Below are 23,170 nucleotides of genomic sequence, written 5' to 3'. Positions count from 1 at the left end.
GATCTCCATGTAAGAATAATCACACCAAAATTTCTTTAGGATGTCAATTTTAAATATCTTCAATTTTAATAAGTAGAGTTGCATTTTATGACTAATCAATGCTGAACGCAAGTGAAAGAAGACGTGTAAACCGCTTCATAATTGGATCAATTGTAGGCCTGGTTGTCTATTTTATCTTGATTACTTTGTTAATTAATTTTGAGAAAGATAGCACACAATCTAGTATTACTGATTACCATCAGGCTATGTGGTTTACCATAGCTACATTGACTACCGTTGGATACGGCGACATCTATCCTGTAACGCTATATGGCCGGTTTATTGGATTTATTTTTGTCCTTATGAGTGTAGGTATATATGGCTTGCTTATTGGACAAATTACAAACTTAATTACCACTTTAAAACAAAACAAAATGTTAGGGTACAACGGAACCTTGTTTGAGCAACATGTTGTCATGATTGGTTGGAGCGATTTTGGTCAACTCGTTGTTGAACAGCTAATTGGAGCAAGCAAAAAGGTAGCGATCGTCACGAATGTAAAAAGTCATATTGAACACATTCACGAGAAGTATGATACCAATATGGTATTCACTCTTTATTCTGATTTTGAGAATACTGAAATGCTCAAAAAGGCCAACATTGAAGAATCAACCGTTGTCTTTGTCAACCTGGATGACGATACGGAAAAACTCGTATTTATTCTAAATATGAAAAAAGTGTTTGAAAAATTAGAGTTCGTCGTTACTCTCGAAAATGCCAACTTGAAAAACACATTTATAAATGCGGGGGTTACTAATGCCATATCACCTCATGATATTTCTTCTAAGATCTTAGCTAGTTATATGTTTGAGCCAGATGTAGCTGCATACACAGAAGATATCATGTCATTTGCGCATACCCCAACAGATTATGATATCAAACAATTTTTGGTCACCTATGATAATCCTTATCTCAATAAAGATTACCACGAGTCTTTTACCAAAATCAAACAGACCTACAATGGAATATTGATAGGAATGAGTAAAAAGGACAAAAATGGAAAGCGGCAACTAATAAAAAACCCAGAAAAGAAATTCACTATAGCGCTAGGTGATTATTTGATTATTATCGTTAATGGTAGTTCCTTTCAGCTTATTCAAAAAGCTTTTAATGTTCAGGAAGGGTATTTTAAAGAAACCTAATATGTGGTACAACAAGTATATCTCAACTCCATTTGCATTCTTGGTCGCAAGCGTTGCTCTTTCTTCTTGCGAAAACAGAGATGTTAATCATTCTGATGGACCCAACTTTAGTGAAATTCATGAAGACATCCAATATCACTTTGATCAAGTGGAAATAGAAGGCCATGAATACTTTATTCTAGAAAGAGATCGAAACAATCCGCACGAGGGTTTCGGTTTTATGGCAATGAAGGCTAATAGGACAATAGCGAATCAGGATTCAATCAAAGCCTATCTAAAGACGCTTATCGATCTCCAAACGCAAGTGTTAGCTGATAAAAATGGCAGCACCGTGCAAGAGGCTGAAGGACAGGTTAATGCGCTCTTTGAATACCACTTACAGAACAGCAAAACACTGAAGAACGAGACTAAAAAAGTAAAAGGAGCTGACAACTAATTATCAACTCCTTTTTTATTTCCTACAGAGGATATTCTTATAGAGTAAGAAAATGCTCTTTCAAGTCATTGAGTACCGTCTGAGTCTCAGGATCAATAGCTGGAGAATTAGTGATATCCTTAGCAACTTTTACCGCATCGATCAATTCATCCTTTTCTTGGAAAACTTCTTCCAAAATTTTGCAATTCGAAATCATAGACATCAATATGATAATTGCCGGTGTTGGCTTCTGCCCTTTCTGAACAACTGCTTTTAAGGTATCTCTAATTTCCTGTTCAAAAGCATAATTGGCATTATCCATTCTTTCTGAAACAGGAATCCATAATAGTTTAGTTGACTCAACCTTCAGAATTCCTCTTTGAACTAGTAATTCAATGACGTCATCCTGAATAGAATCAAAGCCAGAAGCAATCTTCTTAATAGTAGCAGAAACAGAATCTCCACCGCCACCAATAGCTTTCAAAACACTATCAAGCACTTTATTACCTGTACCTGTAGAATCCTTAACCACAATTTTATTGCTTTCGAATCCTACTCTTTTAATTAGAGAAAGTTCTAATATTAAAATGGCCAACAGCCCGTGATCAATCGAATGCTCCGCTGCTGACAATAATCTTCCCTCTTCATCATCCAACGCAATCAGCATCAATCCTTCTGCTAAACTTAATTTCATCTAATCGTAATTTATTTTCTACTAATTTGATTTCAATCCTTAATTTTTCAATATCCCTTTGATGGTCAAACCTTGTACCAGAATAGAAAAGACCACTACAGCATACGTAGCTGCCAAAATAATATCCTTATGTGGTATCTCATCTGACAATGAAAGCGCCAAAGCTACAGAAATTCCTCCTCTTAAACCGCCCCAGGTCAATATAATGATACTTTTATCCTCAAATTTCTTACCCAACATCTCCATCACTTTTATCGGAATAGAAACCCCAATAAATCTCGCAAAGAGAACTATAATAATCGCAATTGGTGCGATCATCAAAAACTCCATTTTAAAATCCTGAGCAATTATAATTACCTCTAAACCTATCAAGATGAAAAGAATGGCATTCAGCGCTTCATCTAAAAGGTGCCAAAACTTGAAAACATACTCACCGGTTGCATTAGCCAGATGCTCACTCCTACCTTCATTACCTATAAACAGCCCCATCACAACCATACCTAATGGGCCCGACACATGAAGCAGTTCTGCCACTCTGCCACCTACCATTACTAAAGTAAGTGTCACTAAAACTTCGAGCTCTACATGATCATTATCGATGTAATTCAACAACTTAAAGCCCAAATAGCCAAAAGCGGCTCCTAACAACAACCCTCCTGCAACTTCTTTCACAAATAAACCTGCCACACTCATCGCAGTAATTTCTTCACCACCACCATGGGCGCCATGTCCACCACCATGTCCGGCCATTGCAATACTTGAAATGGTAAGGAAAATCACAACTCCAACACCATCATTAAATAAGGACTCTCCAGCTATTTTTATTTCAAGATTTTTATCTAACCCAAATTCTTTGGTTAACGCCAAAACGGCGATTGGATCTGTAGGCGAAATCAGCGCTCCAAATAACAGACAATAAATAAGTTCAACATCGCTTCCTACAAGGCCAAATCCAAATTGCATCAAAAAGCCCACAATGAATGTTGACATTAAAGTCCCGATGGTAGCCAATACGATAATAGGTAAACGTTCTTGGAGTAGTTTGCTCAAATCCACGGATAAGGCACCTGCAAAGAGCAAAAAGTTAAGCATCACATTCAATAATACTTCCTTGAAGTCAAATTCTTCGACAATATGACTTGCACCATTCATTACAGCTGGGATAGCGAATCCTAAGAACACAATCGCAACAGAAGACATCAAGGCAATCGCCATTAGTCCAATAGTAGAAGGCAATTTTAGGAATGTAATATTGATTAGTGTAAAAGCAGCGGCTAGGAAAATAAGTAAGGTTATGAGGTCTAAAATACCCATCTGAGCAAAGTTTAAAGTTTTAGTTGCTAAATAATTCCACTTTCAATTTTCTTCCAATAGTGCAATTATACAATTTGTTAAGAATATCACCAATATACTACAAATAAACTATCAGTACACCTCTTGCTATTCAATTTATTGATTCCATTATAGATAGCTATTGAACTTCTAACTAAAACTTTAATAAACCCCTAAAACACAACTTGATCAATCTTAAATAAGTAACGGTAAACCTAAAACATATGAAGAAGTGAGGAAAAAGAATATCCTTTGGTTAAGCAAGATTATTTTATAAAATTCCTAATGGAAAGTAGAAATTTTGCCGATGCATTAAAATATCACAGTAACCATTATAAATTTCACTGTAAGTGACCATTTATATGTAGAATCAAAATAATTTTACCATTCCAAACCCAAGGTGATCAAAACAGGTAATACTCATTTCATATAAAAGGAGTTTTAAAGCATGACTGAAACAGTTACAAAAAATTTTGTGATTGACTTTGATAGCACTTTTACTAGTGTCGAAGCATTGGATGTTCTTGGAACCATTTCGCTAAAGAGTCATCCGGAGAAGAATGAAAGACTAAAGAGAATTGCAGAAGTCACTGATTTGGCCATGGGAGGTGAATTGTCTTTCAGAGAATCATTGAATCAACGATTGCAGATCTTAGACGCAAAAAAGGAACATTTACCCATTCTTATTGCGATGCTAAATAAATTGGTATCCAAATCTTTCAAAAGAAATAAGACATTTCTCAAGGAACATGCTGATCATGTTTACATCCTTTCCAACGGATTCAAAGAATTCATTTTCCCTATTGTTGAAAAATATGGCATAAAAGAGGAGAATGTTCACGCCAATACATTCGTCTTTGATGAAAATGACAATATTGTTGGTTTTGATGAAGACAATATACTATCCCAAAGCAAAGGGAAACCAGCAAAAATCGAAGCGCTAAAGCTCGAAGGTGAAATACACGTTATTGGAGACGGTTATAACGATTACGAAATTAGAAAAGAAGGTAAGGCTAATAGGTTCTATGCCTTCACAGAAAACGTTTCGCGAGAAAATGTGGTTAAAAACGCGGACCACGTGGCACCCTCGCTAGATGAAATATTATATCATAACAAAATGGAAGGAGCATTATCATATCCTAAGAATAGAATCAAAGTCTTGCTTTTGGAAAATATCCACGAGAAAGGAGTAAAAATTGTAAAAGAAGAAGGGTATCAAATTGAGATTTACCCTGCTGGCATCGATGAAGACGAGCTTTGCGAAAAGATTAAAGATGTATCCATTTTGGGTATCCGTTCCAAAACCATGGTGACGAAAAAAGTGCTAGAACACGCCAACAGACTAATGGCCGTGGGCGCATTTTGTATAGGTACTAATCAAATCGACTTGGCTGAATGCACCAAACGTGGCGTTGCAGTGTTTAATGCGCCATTTAGTAATACACGATCCGTGGTTGAATTAGCCATTAGTGAGATGATCATGCTGATTAGGAATCTACCGGATAAGATCTTCTCCATGCATCAGGGCAAATGGGATAAATCAGCCAATGGAAGTTTCGAAATCAGGGGCAAGAAACTGGGAATTGTCGGTTATGGTAACATTGGGAAGCAGCTTTCGGTCCTGGCGGAAGCACTAGGTATGAATGTATACTATTATGACCTTGATGAAAGGTTGGCGCTAGGAAATGCTACAAAATGTAAATCGTTGAAAGAGCTTCTCACTAAGGTAGACGTAGTTTCATTGCACGTAGATGGTCGAAAATCCAACGCTAACGTTATTGGCAAAAAAGAATTCGGCTACATGAAGGATGGAGTCATATTCATGAACCTCTCCCGAGGTCATGTAGTAGATATTAAAGAACTAAAGAAGAACATTGAAAGTGGAAAAATTGCAGGAACAGCGGTAGATGTATTTCCTGAAGAACCGCTAAGCAACGCGCATGAATTTGTATCTGAACTCAGGGGCCTTCCCAATGTAATTCTTACTCCACATATCGGAGGAAGCACATTGGAAGCTCAAGAGAACATTGCAGAGTTCGTTCCTACGAAGATCATTGATTACATCAACACAGGAACAACTACGAATAGTGTGAATTTTCCGAATCTAACCTTGCCGATTCTTCAAGATGCTCATCGATTTATACACGTCCATCACAATCAACCTGGTGTCTTGGCTAAAATCACAAATACACTGGCCAAGCATGATATCAATGTCATGGGACAGTATTTAAAAACCAATGATACCGTGGGTTATGTGATTACCGACATCAATAAGGACTACAATAAAGAGGCAATCGCAGACTTAAGAAAAATAGATGGTACTATTAGATTTAGAGTACTCTATTAAAAGAAAAAAGTCTTCTCGATAAATCGGGAAGACTTTTAAATAAAACCTCTGAGTTCAAGGTTTAAATTAAACCTGTAAATGTAAGGATTTGAGTTATCCGTGCGATTCAATCTTCCTCTGTTATCTCCGAAGAGTTCCGATCAGAGATCGAAATGAGGCCCGATTTAGCCGCCGAAATCACTCGGTCATTTTTATAGTTATAGTTTAAATAAACATACAAAAACCCAGAGATTTGTCCGACAAATGTATTCATTTTGCAGCGAATTATAGAAGGTAATTTTGTCTTTATCTTTCATTTATATATTTAATCATTCTAATGAAAAATATGTTCTTCACTCCTGGTCCCTCAGCATTGTATTTCACAGCTGAGCAGCATATCAAAGATGCCTTAAAATCAGACATTCCATCTATTAGTCATAGAAGCAAGGCTTATGTCAAAATGCATCAAGAGACCACTGAAGTCTTGAGGGAGTTACTTCAACTGCCAGAGAACTTTACGATTGGATTTACCTCTTCTGCTACTGAAGTTTGGGATCGAATGAGTGAAAATTTGATTCGCAACCATTCTGTCCATTTCATCAATGGGGATTTTTCAAAGAAGTTTCACACTGCAGTAGCTTCTCATGGCAAGAATGCTGAGGGTCGCATAGCTGAGGCAGGTACTCACCACGATTTGCTTTCAGCTGTCATAAGTGATAAAGTTGAACTCGTAGGTTTGGCACAAAACGAAACCAGTACAGGTGCCGCCATGCCGGTAGAAGACATTAACAGTTTTAGAGATAAGAATAAAAATCCACTACTTGTGGTTGACGCAGTTAGCTCCCTTCCTATCCCCGACTTTGATTTCAATAAATTGGACAGTATGTACTTTTCAGTTCAAAAATCTTTCGGCCTACCTGCTGGACTAGGCGTATGGACATTTAATGAAAGATGTATGGAAAAAGCCGAACTATTAAAAACAGAAGGTAATTACCACGACTCTTACAACAGCATCCTGAAGATTGCTAAAATGGCTGCAAAACATCAGACTACCTGTACGCCCAATGTACTTAACATCTATTTGTTAGGCAAAGTAGCTAAAGACATGCTTGACAAGGGCATCGGTCAAATTCGACAAGAGGCGAAGTATAAAAGTGCACTGCTATACAATCTATTCGAAACACATCCAAAACTGAATGCTTTTGTAAGCGAGAAAAAATTCAGATCACAAACTGTTGGTGTAGCAGAAGTAGATGGTGGGTCAGAATCTTTGATCCAAGCCCTAGCAAAAAAAGGATTGAATATTGGAAATGGATATGGAGAATTCAAGAACAAACAAATTCGTATCGCGTCTTTTCCAACTCACTCTAAAGAACAAATAGAATTGCTTGTAGATGAGATAAATCAGTTGGATTTCTAAAAATTGATTTATCTTTTTGCATAAATTGAAATACGTAAGAAAGATTGACGACCTGAACGAACGAATCTAATGTATAAATTCGAGAAAATATTAGTAGCTCTTGACCACTCCGACTTAGACAAGGAATTGATCTATGCCGCATCAATGATAGCTAAACTTGCTGACACTAAGCAAGTTAAATTCATCAATGTTATTAAAGATTTGAATGTTCCTGCTGCTGTAAAAAAGGAATTTCCTAATATCATAGACGATGCATTGGCAGAAAGAAAAAAAGAATTAGAACGTGAGATTGATCGATACTATATTCATAATGATTCGAAGGTAAGTGTTGAAGTCAAATCGGGGCAACCTACTAAAGCCATCCTGAAATTTAGCGCAAGCAAAGAGGTAGATTTGATCATCGTAGGGAGAAAAAATGAAAAGCCAGGTGGCGGAGTAATAATCAGTCGATTGGCTCGTCGAGCAGCTTGTTCTCTACTTATCATTCCAAAAGGATTTGATAAGAGAATCAGTAAAGTTCTGGTTCCTGTTGATTTTTCTGACAATGCGTTAGATGCTGTCAATCAAACCATTGACTTACTTAATATTGATCACTTTCCTAAGCCAAAGTGCTTAATCCAACATGTTTACCAAGTACCAAGTGGGTATCACTACACCGGGAAATCATTCGAAGAGTTTGCCGCTATCATGGAAGAGCATGCCAAAAAGGATTATGAAGTGTTCAAAAAGAAATTTGACAAGACAAGTCTCACTATTGAGCCAATCTATACACTCGATCGTCATGAAGATGTAATCTCATCCATTTACAAAACGGCTAAAAAAATCAACGCAGGTGCTATAGTCATTGGTGCAAAAGGAATTACAGCTGCGGCTTCCTTATTTATTGGTGGCAGTGCCGAGAAACTAGTTCAGCTACATTCAGAGATTCCAATATTAGTTGTGAGATCAAAAGACAAGAAAAAAGGACTTCTAGATATACTGAAAGGTATTTAATCTGGCTCCGTACCTCTAAATCGATCTAAAAAATCACTCACTCTACTGCACTCTTCATCTGAAAAGTTATTTATTTCTTCGAAAAGTGCTTGGAATGAATCATCCAATTGTTCGAGTATTTCGAGACCCTTTTTTGTAATAAACACATCAACAGCCCTTCTGTCTTTCAAATTGGGTATTCTAGAAACTAACTCTTTAGAAACCAGCTTATCTACAATTCTGGACACATTTGACATTCTATCCAGCATCCTTTCAATTATTAGATTCACGGTCGACACTTCAGGGTGTTGTCCCCTAAGAATCCTCATTACGTTATATTGAGGTATGGTTAGCCCATAAGGCTTAAGTACTTTTTGTTGCTGCTCATCCAACCAGTTTCTAGTGAACATCAGATTCACTACTACCTTTTCAAATTCCGACTTGAATTTCTTTTGCTTGATATCCTTATTCAACCCCATAGCAATAACTTAATTTGTATCTCATGTAGCTACATTAATGTTAGTCACTAAAATTTTGAAGTCCAAAACAGGCCTTCATTTTATTAGATTCTTGTAACTTATACGTCAAATACATGGATTGCAGAAATGACACTGAAGAATATCATCAAATATCTACCTAGGTTTATTGCCGCTATCATCCTGCTTGAGACCTTGCTATTTAAATTTGGAATTGGTGGTGAAGCTTTTCTAAATGAATCGAAAGCACTATTCACAAACCTAACTATTTCAATTTTTGGTCACGGAGATTTTGAGGCTTTCTTCAGAGTGAGCACAGGTGTATTGGAATTGATAGCCTCCATCCTTTTACTTTGGCCCAAACACGCCGGATTAGGTGCGCTGCTTGGCGTAATACTCATGTTTGGTGCCACCCTATCTCACTTGTTTTTTATTGGTGTAATTGTAGGGAATGACGGTGGTCAATTGATGGTAATGGCCCTAATTGTACTTATGTGCTGTACAAAGGTCCTACTGGATGAAAAACCAAATGTCTTGGCCTTCTTTGGAAAATAACTATTTAACGATGAAAGATGCTTCGCCCATTTTATAGTCGTCAGTAAAGACTTCTAAAACGTACTTCCCAAGTTCATAATCACTTCCTTTATTATACAAAAATGTAAGGGCTTGGCTATTTCTATCAAAAAGGATGTCCTTTTTTACCGTATAGAAGCTTTCTCTTCCTTCATACATGAAAGTACCAGAACCCGCCGCTACATCAAAGACAACATTACCATCCGGACCGGTGATTTTCACCAGGATTCCTTTTCCTTCAATCGGAGCTACTCTGTTTTCAACAATCTCAAAATTGATCTTTAAATGATCAATATGCCTATTTTTGAACGGCGAAGGTCTTTCTTTTCCACTAGAGCTAATCGCTAGAATTTCAACTTTTTCAACTTTCAACTTAGATGCTGTGGCCACCTTCTCCTCTAACTTTGCTTTACTTTGATTGAGATCTTTAATGGACTCATTCAAGTTGTTGGCAGCCACTTTCAATTCTGTATTTTCAACCATCAAAGAGTCATTCAATACTTTCAATCGTTCAATTTCCTCATCTTGAGCTAAAAGAAGCTCTTTATAACCATTAACCTTTCCCTGTAGATCATTGATCTGATTGTATGCCTTTTTTCTAAAGGCTTTCTTTTCCTCTTCTAACTGAGTTTTGATTTGCAATAACGTATCAATCTCACCACCAAGTTGAGCAATCTTGAGGATTCTAGTATCTAGCTCATTGCTCATTGAGTCCAAATCATTATACGCTTGGTCTAGCTGCTCCTGAGTCAATTGGTTTTGTTTGGCCAATTCGGAAGACTCTAAATATTTATAAACAAACGCTCCACTAGCTGCCAAAAGAAGCAGGACAAGAATGACAGTGAATATTCTTTTGTTTTGACCTTTTTCAGGCGTACGACTTGCTTCCGAAGCTGAAGATTTATTTTCCATAGTTGAATTATATAGCTGCAAAAATATAAGATAATTGCACATAAGCAATTACATCAAAAACACTCATTTGAACAATTTAAAACCTCAAAATGTAATGTCTCTTTACAGACTCTACGTTTGCAAATACTATTCCAATTTTGTCATTTTCAATATAAAGATGATCGGGATATTCGTCTTGAATTTCAGTCCAGGCTTTAGACATCTCAGGAGACCAATTAATATCATCGAGTATAATTATTCCTGAGTCAGATAAATGATGTAGAGATTTCGAAAAAAAGCACCTAGTAGCCTCATAAGTATGATTTGCATCTATGTATATAAAATCAAAAGTTCCATCCAGTTCTTGTAGAAATGTATCTATATCTGAATTGACCTGCTCAATGTTTCGCAATTTCAGTTCTGAAAAATGACTTCTTGCGATTTCACACAAATCCGTGTTTCCATCCACAGTAACTACATGTTCCACTCCCTTGGCTCGACTCAAATAAATAGTATTTACGCCCAAAGAAGTACCCAACTCCAACACAACTTTAGAACCTTGATATTCCAGCAAATTGACTAAGATTTCAGATTGACTCTTGCTGGTAATACCTAAACGGGCAATATTCTTGATACGCTTTGAACGTGGTGAAGACATACTTGACCCTGAACCGAAGGCATTCAATTCAATTTTTCTCTCATCATGGTGAAGCCTTCTACGAAGCGCCTCTACTTCCGCACTGTTTAACCGCCCCCTTCTTGCTGGATTTAGTGCTTGTTGATAAAGGTTAAATAAATAAGGAGACTGTAGGCTATGTTCATCCATGGCCAAAAGCCAATACCTGATGTATCGAATTATTCGAAAGAAGATTATTGTAATATTCAAGAAAAGGAATTGATCTAATTGAAACGGTCGGGCACTACCATTACGAACTCTGGAATCCGTACTTCAATTTTTTTACCGTCAATGATTCGTTCTATGAGGTAGGTTCCAATCATTTTACCCAAACCACTTTTTAGATTACACCCAGAGACATATACATGCTCTTGTCCTGGCTCAATAATAGGCTGTTGACCTACTACACCCTCTCCTTCGATCTCACGATCACTATAGGCTGCATCTTTAATATACCAGTGTCTTGATTTGAGTTGAACGGTATGCTCACTTTGGTTTTCGATAGTCACCTTGTAGGTAAAGACATAGTGAAATTGTCTGGGGCTGGAATACTTTGGCTGGTATTCCGTCTCCACGCTCACTTTAATGCCTTTTGTTATTTCTGTAACCATCAAAAAATATCACTATCAATTGTTAAATAGGATTAGGATTGAGTGTACAAGTAAGTCAATTTATTTTATTTTCGAAAATAATGGATGTAAAAATTGAAAAAAGCTGGAAGACAAGACTTCAAGGAGAATTTGAAGCTGAGTACTTTAAGAATCTGACAGACTTCGTCAAGTCTGAATATGAAAACCATAAAATATTTCCACCCGCCAAAAACATATTTAGCGCTTTTGATCTAAGCCCATTTGAAAAAACTCGGGTCGTCATACTTGGCCAAGATCCTTATCATGGTGTAGGTCAGGCTCATGGCTTATGCTTCTCTGTTCAAGCAGGCACGCGTATGCCACCTTCTTTACAAAACATATTTAAAGAGATAAAAGATGATCTAAACATAGACATACCGGCTCATGGCTGCCTAAACCGATGGGCCGAACAAGGCATTTTATTGCTCAATGCGACATTGACCGTTCGTGCACATGAAGCAGGATCACATCAGAATAAAGGATGGGAGCAATTTACTGATGCAGTGATTAAAGTGCTGTCAGAACAAAAGGAGAATCTGGTCTTTTTGCTTTGGGGAGCGTATGCTCAACGCAAAGGAGAATTAATTGATAAATCTAAACACTATGTTTTAGAATCTCCTCACCCATCACCATTCGCCGCCCATCGCGGTTTCTTTGGAAACAAGCACTTCAGCAAGACGAATACTTATTTAAAGAGTAATGGGTTGAAAGAAATCGAGTGGTGAAATTTGACACAAGAATCAAGGTATAAGACTCTACCTTGACTCTTGTGTTAATGTCTTTTAGTTTATGCCGTTAAACAGTCTAGACCATCTGATTTTACTTAAGAAGCTTTCATTAGGATCAATCGACATCCATATAAATGAAGCCTCACCTACTACATGGTCGCCAGGGACAAATCCCCAGAACCTTGAATCTTCAGAGTTGTGACGATTATCACCCATCATGAAATAGTAATTCTGATTGAATGTATATGAAGTGGCTTTTTCGCCATTAATGAATAACTCGGTCTCTTTCAATTCGACATCATCGAGTCCTTCATAATTGCGTATAGTAGTGCCATACATCGCCACATTGTCTTCAGTCAATTCGATGGTCATCCCCTCGGCCGGGATAACCAATGGACCATAAAAATCAGCATTCCATGGGAATCTGGTTGCGTTTGGGAATATTCTTGGGTTGACAAAATCTTCTGGCTCTTTGTGAGGTATCACTTCTTCAACAAAATCTAGGCTTTCAAACTTCTTGGCGTCTTCTGGACGAGCATGCATCTGATAAAACCCATTGTTGCTTCCACGATTGTAGTCCCAAACTCCGTTCTTTTTAAACACCCTGTCATTGATTTTGCTATCCGTTCTTAAGTAATAAGCAAACTGCATGTCTTCTGGGTTCTTTCCTTTTTCACCATTTACATAGACTTGAGAATCTCTCACTTCGATCGTATCTCCTCCTATAGCTACGCACCTTTTAATGTAATGTGTCTTAAGATCAGTTGGGTGTTCAAATTCGGGTGGGTAATTAAATACAACTACATCGTTTCGTTCTACATCACCGAATCCAGGAAATCTGAATTGTGGCAATTGAATAGCATCGGTATAGGATGGAATATTAGTCCCCCAAATTTTAGCATGAGTCAAAGGAAACTGCAAAGGAGTCTTTGGCGTCCTTGGGCCATAGTTAATCTTACTTACAAACAAGAAATCACCCACCAACAACGAATTCTCCATCGATGGTGTAGGGATAGTAAATGCCTCCATGAATGCCCATCGGATAAGTGTAGCCGCCACTACTGCAAATACAATAGCATCTACCCATTCTTTCACAGGTCCTTTCTTCTCTTCTTTCTTCTTGGGTTTAAAAAAATTCCAATTCATAGTTGATTTAATTTCGGCAAATATATGATTTAATCTGAATCCTAAAGTTTTAGCAGGTCATCCATAGAAAAGACGCCTTTCTTTCCAGTCAAAAATTCTGCAGCCAGTACTGCCCCTTGAGCAAAGCCTTCTCTACTATGGGCAATGTGACTGATTTTGATAGTATCTACTGCTGAGTCATAAGTAACTTCATGAGTCCCTGGAGCTGGGTCAACTCGTTCAGAAATAATTTCCAATTCTTCTGGGTTTTGAGTTTTATTATTCACCCAGGTTTTCTTTTCGTCACTGTTTGCGATCAAACCTTCTGCCAGTGTAATGGCTGTTCCGCTCGGTGCATCCAGTTTTTGTGTGTGATGGATTTCAACCATTGAACTTTGATAGCCCTGCCCATTCATCATCTTGGCAAGTTGTTCATTGAGTTTAAAGAAAATGTTAACCCCTAAACTATAATTTGATGCATAGAAAAATCCGGAGTCTTGTGCTTGACAAAAGTTCACCACATCATTATAATGTTCCAACCATCCCGTACTTCCTGATACGACAGGCACTTTATTGCCAAGCACTGATTTGATATTATTGAGCGCAGATTCGGGTGCTGTAAATTCTATGACTACATCGGTATTAGATGGAGTGATTTCATTGATCTCCTCTGCATTATCAATATTTATAATTTTTGAAATCGTGTGTCCTTTAGAAAGAAGTATTTTTTCAATGGCCTGTCCCATTTTCCCATACCCTACCAGTCCTACGTTCATTATTCAGTGTTTTAAAAAATTAACAGTTGATTAGTTACAGCTACCTTTGATTTATTACTATTTTCTCAATTTAAAAACCAAAGACATACCTACATTTTGGGCAAAGTATTCCTCTCTAGGATAATATGTTGGCTGCAAGGCCAAATCATCGTTGATGTTGAATTCGATTAAATGGGCAGACACATGAGCGTCCACGATCTGAACTAGATAATATACCACTCCCATAATGACCATGAAATCTCGATTTCGCTTAAATCTTTCTGCGTTCCTCTGTAGGGCTTCTTCACTAAACTGAGGAAATGGGTTTAATGTACTATCATCTCCATCTGTTTGTGCTATATAAGCATTTCGAAAAGCATTATAAAAGTCATTGTTGTACTTAATGAAATGACCAATAACTATGGCCCCTCCATAAAGGATAGGTAGTTTCCAATATTGTTTATTGTACATCTGACCCAGACCCGGGAATACAGCGGCATAAAGCGCTGCCTTGTCTGGATCTAAAGTTGATTTGCTTTGAAAAGTTTCTATTCCGCCTAGATCAGTAGCCACTATGGTAGTGTCAGTATTCGCTCGAATGATCGTTTCATTTTGAGCTACAGCTGAAACGCTGATGATCAAGCATCCTATCCAAACTAGTACCGATGATTTCACTCTATAGTTAAGCGTCAATGATTTCCAAAATACGATTCAATTCCGTAACGGATGTAAAAGGTATTTTGATCTCTCCTTTATTGTTATCTTTCGAGGCGATATTTATTTTCGTCCCAAAGTGCGAAGATAACTTGTCTTGAACACTTAATATCTCTTTACTTACTACTTTTTGTGCAGGCTCTTCCTGTGGCTCGTCAGGGAATGACGCTTGCTTCACCAATGCCTCTACTTTTCTGACCGAAAGATCTTCATTTAGAATCTTTTTGAGCAAGTCTAATTGCAGTGTAGTGTCTTCTACATTGATCAACGCTCTGGCGTGCCCCATAGAAATCTTACCATCTCTGACTGCTGCCTGAATATCTGGTGGCAACTTCAAAAGCCGCAAATAGTTGTTTACCGTTGATCTTTTCTTTCCAACTCTATCTCCAAGTTGTTCTTGTTTCAAATCACATTCAGAAAGTAATCGTTGATAACTCAAGGCAACTTCCATCGCATTCAAATCCTGACGCTGGATGTTTTCAATCAGAGCCATCTCAAGCATTTGCTGATCATCGGCTGTCCTGATATAGGCTGGTACCTTGTCCAGACCGGCTAATTTACTTGCTTGAAACCTTCTTTCCCCTGAGATTAATTGGAAAGATTTGTTATTCAATTTTCTTACTGTGATGGGCTGAATAATACCCTGTATCTTGATAGATTCAGAAAGCTCTTGCAGTGCCTCCTGATCAAAGTCTGTTCTTGGTTGGAATGGATTGACCTCAATCTGATCTAGATTGATTTCCGAAATACTACCAGCAGAAGCACTTCTTTCTCGGAGTGGCTTTTTAGCCAATACGTTCTTGTCTCCACCACCGTCATCACTCAATAGTGCACCTAACCCTCTACCTAACGCGTTCCTCTTATTTGCTTTCTTTTGGCTCATCTAAGTAATTATTTTGTTGATCAGCAGATCTTAGGCCATTTCAGCCAATTGTTCATTATTGGCTACAATCTCATTCGCAAGATTCAGGTAACTAATCGCACCCTTACTTTCCGCATCATGCGAGATCGCTGGCAATCCAAAACTTGGAGACTCACTCAGCTTGATGTTTCTTGGGATCAAGGTATCAAATACCATTGATTTGAAATGAGTGGTTACTTCTTCCACTACCTGATTAGACAATCTTAATCTCATATCATACATGGTCAGCAAGATACCTTCGATCTCCAATTCAGGATTCAACCTGGATTGAATAATTTTGATCGTATTCAAAAGCTTACCTAATCCTTCCAAAGCGAAATATTCACACTGTACAGGGATTATAACTGAATCTGAAGCGGTAAGTGCATTGACAGTAATCAAACCTAAAGAAGGCGAGCAATCTATAATGATGAAGTCATAATCTTCTCTGATAGCCTCCAAAGAAGCTTTCATTTTCATCTCACGCTCATCGTAGTTGACCAACTCGACCTCAGCACCGACCAAGTCGATATGAGACGGCAACAAATCCAAATAATTGATTTCAGATTTGATAATACACTCATACGGATCAATAGCATCCACCATACATTCGTATATCCCAGCCTTCACTTGCTTGGGGTCTTCACCGATACCTGACGTAGAATTCGCCTGAGGATCAGCATCTACTAGAAGCGTTTTGTATTCCAGTGCTGCTAAACTAGCTGCTAGATTAATCGCTGTAGTAGTTTTACCTACTCCACCTTTTTGATTTGCAATTGAGATGATCTTACCCATAAAGCTCGTTGTCAGATTTAATGAAAATTGTCAATGAGTCGATAGTTACACTTCATCGACCTTGGCAAATATAATTTTCGTTTTCGCATTTCTTTCATTTGTATATGGAAACTTCTCCACATCAAAATGTTGATAAATACCTAAACGTCTAGAAACGAAAAAGTCCCGCTAGATGCGGGACTTTAAATTTACTTCTTTTTCTTGCCTTTTTGCTTGCGCTGTTCTTCGCCTGCCTTCATGGCCTCTTCCAGTTTGAGCTGAAATTTAGATTTCTTTTTATTCGCATTCTTTTTCCTATTCTCTTCCATCACTCGAAGAATCTTGTCTTCATCAACAAACTTTCTAAACAATGCCATTTGTCCGAATGACACAATGTTCGAAACAAAATAATAGAAGGTTAAACCTGCAGAGAAGCTATTCAAAAAGAACAAGAACATAATCGGCATCATGTACTGCATGGATTTCATTGGCCCCTGCATTTGCGTATTCATCTGGCTATTTGACCAAGTATAAAGCAAAGTAGATCCTGTCATTAATAAACAGAACAAACTCACGTGCGATCCATAAAATGGAATCTCAAAAGGCAGATTCAATACATTATCATAAGTAGATAAATCCGATGCCCATAAGAATGCCTGCTGTCTCAACTCGATCGAGTTCGGAAAGAAGTTGAACATCGCCAGCAAGAAAGGAAATTGAAGCAATACGGGAATACATCCACTTAGTGGGTTAATTCCCGCTTTGCGATAAAGCTCCATAGTCTCCTGCTGAGACTTTTGCATATCTCCATCATGTTTCTCTTTGATGGCATCCATCTCCGGCTTTAAGACTTTCATCTTAGCCATTGACATATGCGACTTGTAAGTCAAAGGAGCCAAAATCAGACGGATCACGAATACTAAAATGATAATAATAATACCATAGTTAGAAATTACGCCTTCCAATAAGTTGAAGATTGGAATGATCAGCCATTTGTTAACTAACCTGAAGATAAACCATCCAAGGTCTACATTTTGTTCAAAACCATCAACTACCTTTTTCTGAACTGTATAATCATTTGGCCCAAAGTAATATTGGAAACGTCCTTTTCCGGTTTTCAAATCACCAATAGGCAACGACAAGACAGCTGTACCTGTTTTTACTGTAGAACTATCCGCTGGATCTACAATTGTGCTCAGTGTGGATTTACCAATTTTATTATCAGCAATCAAGGCAGCTGAAAAGAATCGCTGCTTAAAAGCAAACCATTTTAATCCTTGCTCAATGGTTTCCGACTCTGCTCCTTCGCCTATTCCGAGATCATCAAAATCGTCACCGATAGGCTGATAATTGATGGTGGTCTTTGCTCTTGATTCTTTAAGGGTGTGCTCCACATTTTTCATGTTATCCACCCAAGTTAATTGTGCGTCTTGGTTATCGATTACACCATCCATACCAACTAAGTTGATCTCGTAGCGCAATTGAAAACCTGTTCCACCTAATGTATACTTATGCTCTAAATATCTTCCGTTTTCCAGGGCCACTGTAAAGCTCACAGTCAATGAATCTGTTCCCTCTACTTTCACCTTATTGTAATCAGCCTTATAGTACAGCTCCGAAACATTGATTGGCTTGTAGTTACTAGTAAAGAGCAAGTCTGATTGGCTACTATTCCTGTCAATCAATATCAATGGGTCTTTGTCATAAGTCAAGTAGTCCTTAAGTTCTACCCTTTTAACAACACCGCCTTTACTCGTAAGAATGATCTTCACTGACTCATTCTCGATTTCAATTTCTTTAGCCTCGCCAGTTGCGAACGGAGCAAAAATCCCATAGCGCTCTCTGTGAATGGCTGAAGTCAACGAATCATTTACTGCCAAAGGCGCTGCGCTATTTATCTGTGCATCCTGAACCGCGTCAGGACTTGTAGCTTCAATGGTTTCTGTTTCAACAGGCTGCTCAGGAACTTCCGGAGCGAAAAATTGAAAATATATGGTCATCAATGCAAGCATCAAGACCAGACCTGTGATCTGATTTTTATCCATTTAATTAATTATTGTTTTCTGATAAATTATCTTTCTTATATGATAGGGCCGCTTTTACAAATTTCACAAAAAGCGGGTGTGGGTTGAGCACTGTACTCTTCAATTCCGGGTGAAACTGAACACCCACGAACCATCGATGCTCCTTCAATTCGATGATCTCAACCAAGTTCGTTTTAGGATTTCTTCCAGAAGCAATCATTCCATTGTCTTCAAAATCCTTCAAATAAGCATCGTTAAATTCATACCTGTGTCTGTGACGCTCTTGTATTTTGGCTTGTCCATAGACGTTATACGCCTTAGTTCCTTTTTTTATTTGACAATCATAAGCACCTAGTCTCATGGTACCACCCATCTCAGTGATGTTCTTTTGATCTTCCATGATATCTATGATCGGATGCTTCAATTTCTCTACCATCTCCTTAGAGTTGGCATCTTTATGCCCAAGCACATTTCGTGCAAACTCGATACTGGCACATTGCATACCCAAACAAATACCGAAGAATGGAATACCTTCTTCTCGTGCTATTCTGATCGCCTCAATTTTCCCTTCAATACCTCTTTCTCCAAAGCCTGGCGCTACTAATAAGCCATCTACACCTTCCAGCTGTTTGGCCGCATTATCTGGTGTAACATCCTCAGAAGAAAGCCATTTCACTTTTACCTTACATTCATTCTCTGCTCCTGCATGAACAAATGCTTCAGAAATAGACTTATAAGCATCCTGAAGTTCAACATATTTACCCACTACGGTAATATTGATTTCATTCACAGGATTTTTTAGTTTCCCTAAGAATGTCTTCCAATGCTCCAAACCTGGCTCCTTTTTGTAGGAAAATTTCATACGAGAAAGCACTCTTTCATCAAGTTTTTCCTTTCTCATCAATAATGGCACATCGTAGATTGTGTCAGCATCTTGCGCTTCTATTACACAATTAACAGGCACGTTGCAAAACAGAGCTATTTTTCTTCTAAGGTCCGCATTTAACTTGTGCTCACTTCGGCATACTAAAATATCTGGTTGCACTCCTGCCTCCAATAGCTGCTTTACTGAATGCTGCGTAGGCTTTGTTTTTAACTCACCAGCAGCCGCCAAATATGGCACCAATGTCAAATGAATGTTGATTGCATTAGTAGGCCCTAACTCAAAACGAGCTTGTCTCATAGCCTCAATAAATGGTAGAGACTCGATATCACCTACACAACCACCTACTTCGGTAATTACGAAATCATATTTCTCGGTCTTTCCCAGTCTGTAGATGCTTTCTTTGATTTCGTCAGTAATATGAGGAACTACTTGCACAGTCTTTCCTAAAAACTCTCCCTCTCTTTCTTTTTTTATGACATTATAATAAATACGCCCGGTAGTCACATTATTAGCCTGAGAGGTAGGCTCATTCAAAAATCTTTCGTAGTGACCGAGGTCAAGATCAGTTTCGGCTCCATCGTCTGTAACATAACATTCTCCGTGCTCATAAGGATTGAGCGTACCAGGATCAACGTTGATATATGGGTCTAATTTTTGAATCGTAACTGAAAACCCTCTGGCTTGCAGTAACTTACCTAAAGATGCTGAAATGATTCCTTTACCAAGAGAAGAGGTTACTCCACCCGTAACGAAAATGTATTTTGTTGATGTCATTTGATGTGAATTCGAAACTTCTGTTACGGGGCTCAAAGGTATGGCATTCGCTGCAATAATCTTTGGACGGACTAGATATTATTTTGAGAAGTGTGACAAAAACAGGAAGTTTGAGTCAATCGAAACAGGATAATTTTAAAATTTTTAAATACAATTTTAAACCTTTACTGATAGCATGCATCTAAGTTGCAAATTGCACTACTTTGACTGACCAAGAATTAATAGAAAAACTCAGCAATGAGGAGAGCCGGAATCATGGGTTCAACTTGCTGGTACGTGAGTATCAAGAAAGAATCTATTGGCATATCAGAAAGATGGTTATTGATCATGATGACTCCGATGACCTGGTTCAAGATGTATTTATTAAGGTTTGGAACAACATTCACAAGTTTCGAGAGGACTCCAGTTTATATACTTGGATTTACCGAATAGCTACTAATGAGTGTTTGAATTTCTTGAAAAAGAAAAGAAATAAGTTCTTTCTACCTATCAACGATGTGGCTGGGGAATTAGCTAACAAATTGGACCAAAGCGCTCATATTAGTGGTGAAGAAATTCAGCTCAAATTGCAAAAAGCCTTATTGAAACTTCCAGACAAACAACGTTTAGTCTTTAACATGAAATATTTTGACGAAATGAAATTTAAAGAAATAGCCAAGATTACGAACACCAGTGAGGGGGCATTAAAGGCCAGTTATCACTTGGCTGTAAAAAAAATCGAACAATATATGAACCTGGATTAAACCATCTACACATTTGAATGTCTAATCCTCAGACGCTTATATTATGAAAAAGAAAATAGATATCGAATCGCTTGAACGCAAAAGCATTCATCAAGTACCTGATGGCTATTTTGAAGATCTGCCTTTGAAAATTCAAACCAGGATTAATGATCAAAAAGAACCAACCTCCCCTGCTTTCATAACTAGAATGCAGATGGTATGGAGTATGTCCGCTGCGATTGCTATTTTTTTAATTGGCTGGATCATATACCCACAAGATACCAGACCAACAGCTGAACAGCTTCTGGCATCTATTGAAACTGAAGACCTGATAGACTATTTATATGAAGAAGATATTAGTACCGATGAAATAATAGCTTCTGTGGATGAAAACTTTTTCCTGGAAGAATTAGAAGATCTGGAAACGGAAATGATAAATGAAGATTTATCAAATGAGGATCTGGAAACCATCTATTCCGAACTCGATTATTCAACAGAAATCATGTAAGACCTATATAATAGCGAAAGCCATGGATATATTTGTAACAATGAAAAAACTGCTTTTTACAACACTTTTACTGTGCTTGGCAACTCTTGTTCATGCTCAAAATGATGAAGCCAGACAGAAAATAGAGTCAGCAAAAATTGCGCTGATAAGTGAACGACTGGGACTCACACCTGAAGACGCACAAAAGTTTTGGCCTATTTACAATGAGTATAGTCAAAAGCGAAGAGAGAACCATCAAGCGTTTGCTCAAGCAAGACGAGATTTCAACCCTGAAACAGCTACTGAGCAAGAAACGAAGGAAATGCTCAAGTTGGGTAGAGAAGTAAAAGAAAGACAGTTGAAACTGGAAGGTGAGTATTCGGATCGAATGCTGCAAGTGATAGATTCGAAACAACTGATGAATCTGCAAAATGCAGAGAGAGATTTTAAAAGAATGCTTTTGGACCGTTTGGATCAAAGAAGACAGCAACAACAAAACTCAAATGATCAGCTCAGAAGGCAAAACAATGAGCGAATGAGAAATAAGCGAAACAACTAATTCTAGTATTTGCGTCTTTGTACTTTAACCATATTATCCACTTGTTTGGTAGGATTGTTCAGTTTGTCCATTCCTTGCTATGCCCAAAATGAGCTCAAAGAGGAATTGGCTAAACTTGACGCTGAGTTAGACGCCATATTCGAAAACGAAGCAGATTCAGCCTCATTGTTTGCATTAATCGATGAGTTATTAAAACCAACACCCAAACAGTCTCAACTACAGGTAAGAATGGGATATTCAAGCCGAGTGACCTCTGCTGGTCGAGATTTCGGCATTGATCAACAAGGATTGACTCCTGGTATATCCTTTTACCATCACTCTGGCTTGTATGCAGATGCCACAGGCTTTTGGAATAGTGAATTTGACCCTAAGTATAATCTCACCGTTCTAACCATTGGCTACATTGGACAAATTGCCCAAAAAACTACCTACAACCTTTCGTATGATCATTCATTCTTTTCAGAAAAAGACGATACTCAAACACTTACTAACTCACTTGGTGGTTCAATAACACAGGACTTTAAATATGCTTATACCGGCTTAGATTATTCTTTTTCCTTTGGGTCTGAAACGGCTCATCGCCTGATTTGGAATTTGACAGGGAATTTTGGTTTTAAAGGGTTTAAACCATTCAAAAAAATAACAGTCCTACCTTCCGTCGCCGTGCTTTTTGGAAACCAAAATATCACAACCCAATATACCCGAACCAATCATTTGACCAGATTTCAAAATTCCAGTGATCGGGAAATGATATTTTTTGCTGATCGACTACGCCAAGCCGGATACACCAATACGACTGCAGGTTTTCTCGTTAGACTCAGGGATGCTGTTAATTCAGGAGAAGAGCTCAATGCCTTTCAATCCCAAGCCTATGAATACCTTTTTCTTTCCAATTCTACCGAAGACACTTTTAGTTTAATGAACTACTATCTGACTCTTCCCATTTTGTTTGAAACTAAAAAAGTTAACTTCTATTTGAGCTACAACTATAATATCCCGAGAAATTTGGATGGTGCAGAATATGAATTTGAATCGAATGGCTATTTTGGATTTGCTATTACCTACAATCTGGTAATAAGCCAAACAAAATCAAATCAATAAGGCCGAAGTTGCCAACATTATTTTTCCATTTAGTA

General features: G+C 37.9%; 24 protein-coding genes. 11 read left to right on the top strand and 13 right to left on the bottom strand.

What is annotated here, in order from left to right; genetic code table 11:
• Positions 1-98: 98 nt before the first annotated feature.
• Both R8N23_RS11745 and R8N23_RS11740 read left to right on the top strand, forming a co-directional pair.
• Positions 99-1,181 carry a potassium channel family protein gene (locus R8N23_RS11745; protein ID WP_318171792.1) on the top strand — a complete coding sequence of 361 codons (1,083 nt, stop codon included), beginning with the start codon at positions 99-101 and terminating at the stop codon, positions 1,179-1,181.
• Between the two features lies 1 nt (position 1,182).
• Positions 1,183-1,617 (top strand): hypothetical protein, encoded by a 435-nt coding sequence (locus R8N23_RS11740; protein WP_318171791.1) that lies wholly within the window; start codon positions 1,183-1,185, stop codon positions 1,615-1,617.
• 37 nt (positions 1,618-1,654) lie between these two features.
• Here the strand turns inward: R8N23_RS11740 and R8N23_RS11735 are convergent, their stop codons facing one another.
• Together R8N23_RS11735 and R8N23_RS11730 are read right to left on the bottom strand one after the other, a co-directional pair.
• Entirely contained in the window at positions 1,655-2,290 is a 636-nt protein-coding gene (locus R8N23_RS11735) for a GOLPH3/VPS74 family protein (protein ID WP_318171790.1), read from the bottom strand.
• 39 nt (positions 2,291-2,329) lie between these two features.
• A complete protein-coding gene (locus tag R8N23_RS11730) occupies positions 2,330-3,604 on the bottom strand; it encodes a sodium:proton antiporter (RefSeq protein ID WP_318171789.1) in 1,275 nt (424 codons plus the stop codon).
• 466 nt (positions 3,605-4,070) lie between these two features.
• On the opposite strand from R8N23_RS11730, the gene serA reads away from it, so the two are divergent.
• From serA to R8N23_RS11715, 3 genes are all read left to right on the top strand, one after another.
• Positions 4,071-5,969 carry a phosphoglycerate dehydrogenase gene (serA, locus tag R8N23_RS11725; RefSeq protein ID WP_318171788.1) on the top strand — a complete coding sequence of 633 codons (1,899 nt, stop codon included), beginning with the start codon at positions 4,071-4,073 and terminating at the stop codon, positions 5,967-5,969.
• 316 nt (positions 5,970-6,285) lie between these two features.
• Complete coding sequence (locus tag R8N23_RS11720) at positions 6,286-7,368, top strand: aminotransferase class V-fold PLP-dependent enzyme (RefSeq protein ID WP_318171787.1); 1,083 nt, start codon at positions 6,286-6,288, stop codon at positions 7,366-7,368.
• A 69-nt stretch (positions 7,369-7,437) separates the two neighbouring features.
• Positions 7,438-8,361 carry a universal stress protein gene (locus R8N23_RS11715; RefSeq protein ID WP_318171786.1) on the top strand — a complete coding sequence of 308 codons (924 nt, stop codon included), beginning with the start codon at positions 7,438-7,440 and terminating at the stop codon, positions 8,359-8,361.
• Here the strand turns inward: R8N23_RS11715 and R8N23_RS11710 are convergent.
• Complete coding sequence (locus tag R8N23_RS11710) at positions 8,358-8,819, bottom strand: MarR family transcriptional regulator (RefSeq protein ID WP_318171785.1); 462 nt, start codon at positions 8,817-8,819, stop codon at positions 8,358-8,360. The two genes, R8N23_RS11715 and R8N23_RS11710, sit on opposite strands and share 4 nt — an antisense overlap.
• 126 nt (positions 8,820-8,945) lie before the next feature.
• On the opposite strand from R8N23_RS11710, the gene R8N23_RS11705 reads away from it, so the two are divergent.
• Positions 8,946-9,371 carry a DoxX family protein gene (locus R8N23_RS11705; protein WP_318171784.1) on the top strand — a complete coding sequence of 142 codons (426 nt, stop codon included), beginning with the start codon at positions 8,946-8,948 and terminating at the stop codon, positions 9,369-9,371.
• Here the strand turns inward: R8N23_RS11705 and R8N23_RS11700 are convergent, their stop codons facing one another.
• The 3 genes from R8N23_RS11700 to apaG form a co-directional block, all read right to left on the bottom strand.
• Positions 9,372-10,301 carry a chromosome segregation protein SMC gene (locus R8N23_RS11700; RefSeq protein ID WP_318171783.1) on the bottom strand — a complete coding sequence of 310 codons (930 nt, stop codon included), beginning with the start codon at positions 10,299-10,301 and terminating at the stop codon, positions 9,372-9,374.
• A 76-nt stretch (positions 10,302-10,377) separates the two neighbouring features.
• On the bottom strand, positions 10,378-11,166 hold the full coding sequence (locus R8N23_RS11695) for a class I SAM-dependent methyltransferase (protein WP_318171782.1): 789 nt from the start codon (positions 11,164-11,166) through the stop codon (positions 10,378-10,380).
• Between the two features lie 14 nt (positions 11,167-11,180).
• Positions 11,181-11,567 (bottom strand): Co2+/Mg2+ efflux protein ApaG, encoded by a 387-nt coding sequence (gene apaG / locus R8N23_RS11690; protein ID WP_084370606.1) that lies wholly within the window; start codon positions 11,565-11,567, stop codon positions 11,181-11,183.
• An 80-nt stretch (positions 11,568-11,647) separates the two neighbouring features.
• On the opposite strand from apaG, the gene ung reads away from it, so the two are divergent.
• On the top strand, positions 11,648-12,310 hold the full coding sequence (gene ung, locus R8N23_RS11685) for a uracil-DNA glycosylase (protein ID WP_318171781.1): 663 nt from the start codon (positions 11,648-11,650) through the stop codon (positions 12,308-12,310).
• A 57-nt stretch (positions 12,311-12,367) separates the two neighbouring features.
• Here the strand turns inward: ung and lepB are convergent, their stop codons facing one another.
• The 7 genes from lepB to R8N23_RS11650 all read right to left on the bottom strand — a co-directional run bounded on the left by lepB (position 12,368) and on the right by R8N23_RS11650 (position 20,266).
• Positions 12,368-13,459, bottom strand: a complete 1,092-nt coding sequence (gene lepB, locus R8N23_RS11680) for a signal peptidase I (RefSeq protein WP_318171780.1) — start codon at positions 13,457-13,459, stop codon at positions 12,368-12,370.
• A 41-nt stretch (positions 13,460-13,500) separates the two neighbouring features.
• A complete protein-coding gene (gene dapB / locus R8N23_RS11675; protein WP_318171779.1) occupies positions 13,501-14,214 on the bottom strand; it encodes a 4-hydroxy-tetrahydrodipicolinate reductase in 714 nt (237 codons plus the stop codon).
• Between the two features lie 57 nt (positions 14,215-14,271).
• Positions 14,272-14,868: a DUF5683 domain-containing protein gene (locus R8N23_RS11670; RefSeq protein ID WP_318171778.1), complete on the bottom strand. Its 597-nt coding sequence runs from the start codon at positions 14,866-14,868 to the stop codon at positions 14,272-14,274.
• A 7-nt stretch (positions 14,869-14,875) separates the two neighbouring features.
• A complete protein-coding gene (locus tag R8N23_RS11665; RefSeq protein WP_318171777.1) occupies positions 14,876-15,790 on the bottom strand; it encodes a ParB/RepB/Spo0J family partition protein in 915 nt (304 codons plus the stop codon).
• Positions 15,791-15,820: 30 nt separating this feature from the next.
• Positions 15,821-16,603, bottom strand: coding sequence for an AAA family ATPase (locus tag R8N23_RS11660; protein WP_318171776.1), 783 nt, complete (start codon positions 16,601-16,603; stop codon positions 15,821-15,823).
• A 188-nt stretch (positions 16,604-16,791) separates the two neighbouring features.
• The gene (gene yidC, locus R8N23_RS11655) at positions 16,792-18,627 is read right to left on the bottom strand and encodes a membrane protein insertase YidC (protein ID WP_318171775.1); all 1,836 of its coding nucleotides are present in this window, start codon (positions 18,625-18,627) and stop codon (positions 16,792-16,794) included.
• A 4-nt stretch (positions 18,628-18,631) separates the two neighbouring features.
• Complete coding sequence (locus R8N23_RS11650) at positions 18,632-20,266, bottom strand: CTP synthase (RefSeq protein ID WP_318171774.1); 1,635 nt, start codon at positions 20,264-20,266, stop codon at positions 18,632-18,634.
• Between the two features lie 203 nt (positions 20,267-20,469).
• On the opposite strand from R8N23_RS11650, the gene R8N23_RS11645 reads away from it, so the two are divergent.
• Genes R8N23_RS11645 through R8N23_RS11630 form a run of 4 tightly spaced genes read left to right on the top strand, consistent with a single transcriptional unit; the run spans position 20,470 to position 23,135 of the window.
• Complete coding sequence (locus R8N23_RS11645) at positions 20,470-21,009, top strand: sigma-70 family RNA polymerase sigma factor (RefSeq protein WP_318171773.1); 540 nt, start codon at positions 20,470-20,472, stop codon at positions 21,007-21,009.
• A 43-nt stretch (positions 21,010-21,052) separates the two neighbouring features.
• A complete protein-coding gene (locus tag R8N23_RS11640; protein ID WP_318171772.1) occupies positions 21,053-21,496 on the top strand; it encodes a hypothetical protein in 444 nt (147 codons plus the stop codon).
• A 22-nt stretch (positions 21,497-21,518) separates the two neighbouring features.
• The gene (locus tag R8N23_RS11635) at positions 21,519-22,034 is read left to right on the top strand and encodes a hypothetical protein (RefSeq protein WP_318171771.1); all 516 of its coding nucleotides are present in this window, start codon (positions 21,519-21,521) and stop codon (positions 22,032-22,034) included.
• A 45-nt stretch (positions 22,035-22,079) separates the two neighbouring features.
• Positions 22,080-23,135, top strand: coding sequence for a hypothetical protein (locus R8N23_RS11630; RefSeq protein WP_318171770.1), 1,056 nt, complete (start codon positions 22,080-22,082; stop codon positions 23,133-23,135).
• The last annotated feature ends 35 nt before the right edge of the window (positions 23,136-23,170 follow it).

It is taken from the genome of Reichenbachiella sp. (assembly GCF_033344935.1).
GTDB lineage: Bacteria > Bacteroidota > Bacteroidia > Cytophagales > Cyclobacteriaceae > Reichenbachiella.
This window is presented reverse-complemented; position numbering and strand designations above follow the sequence as displayed.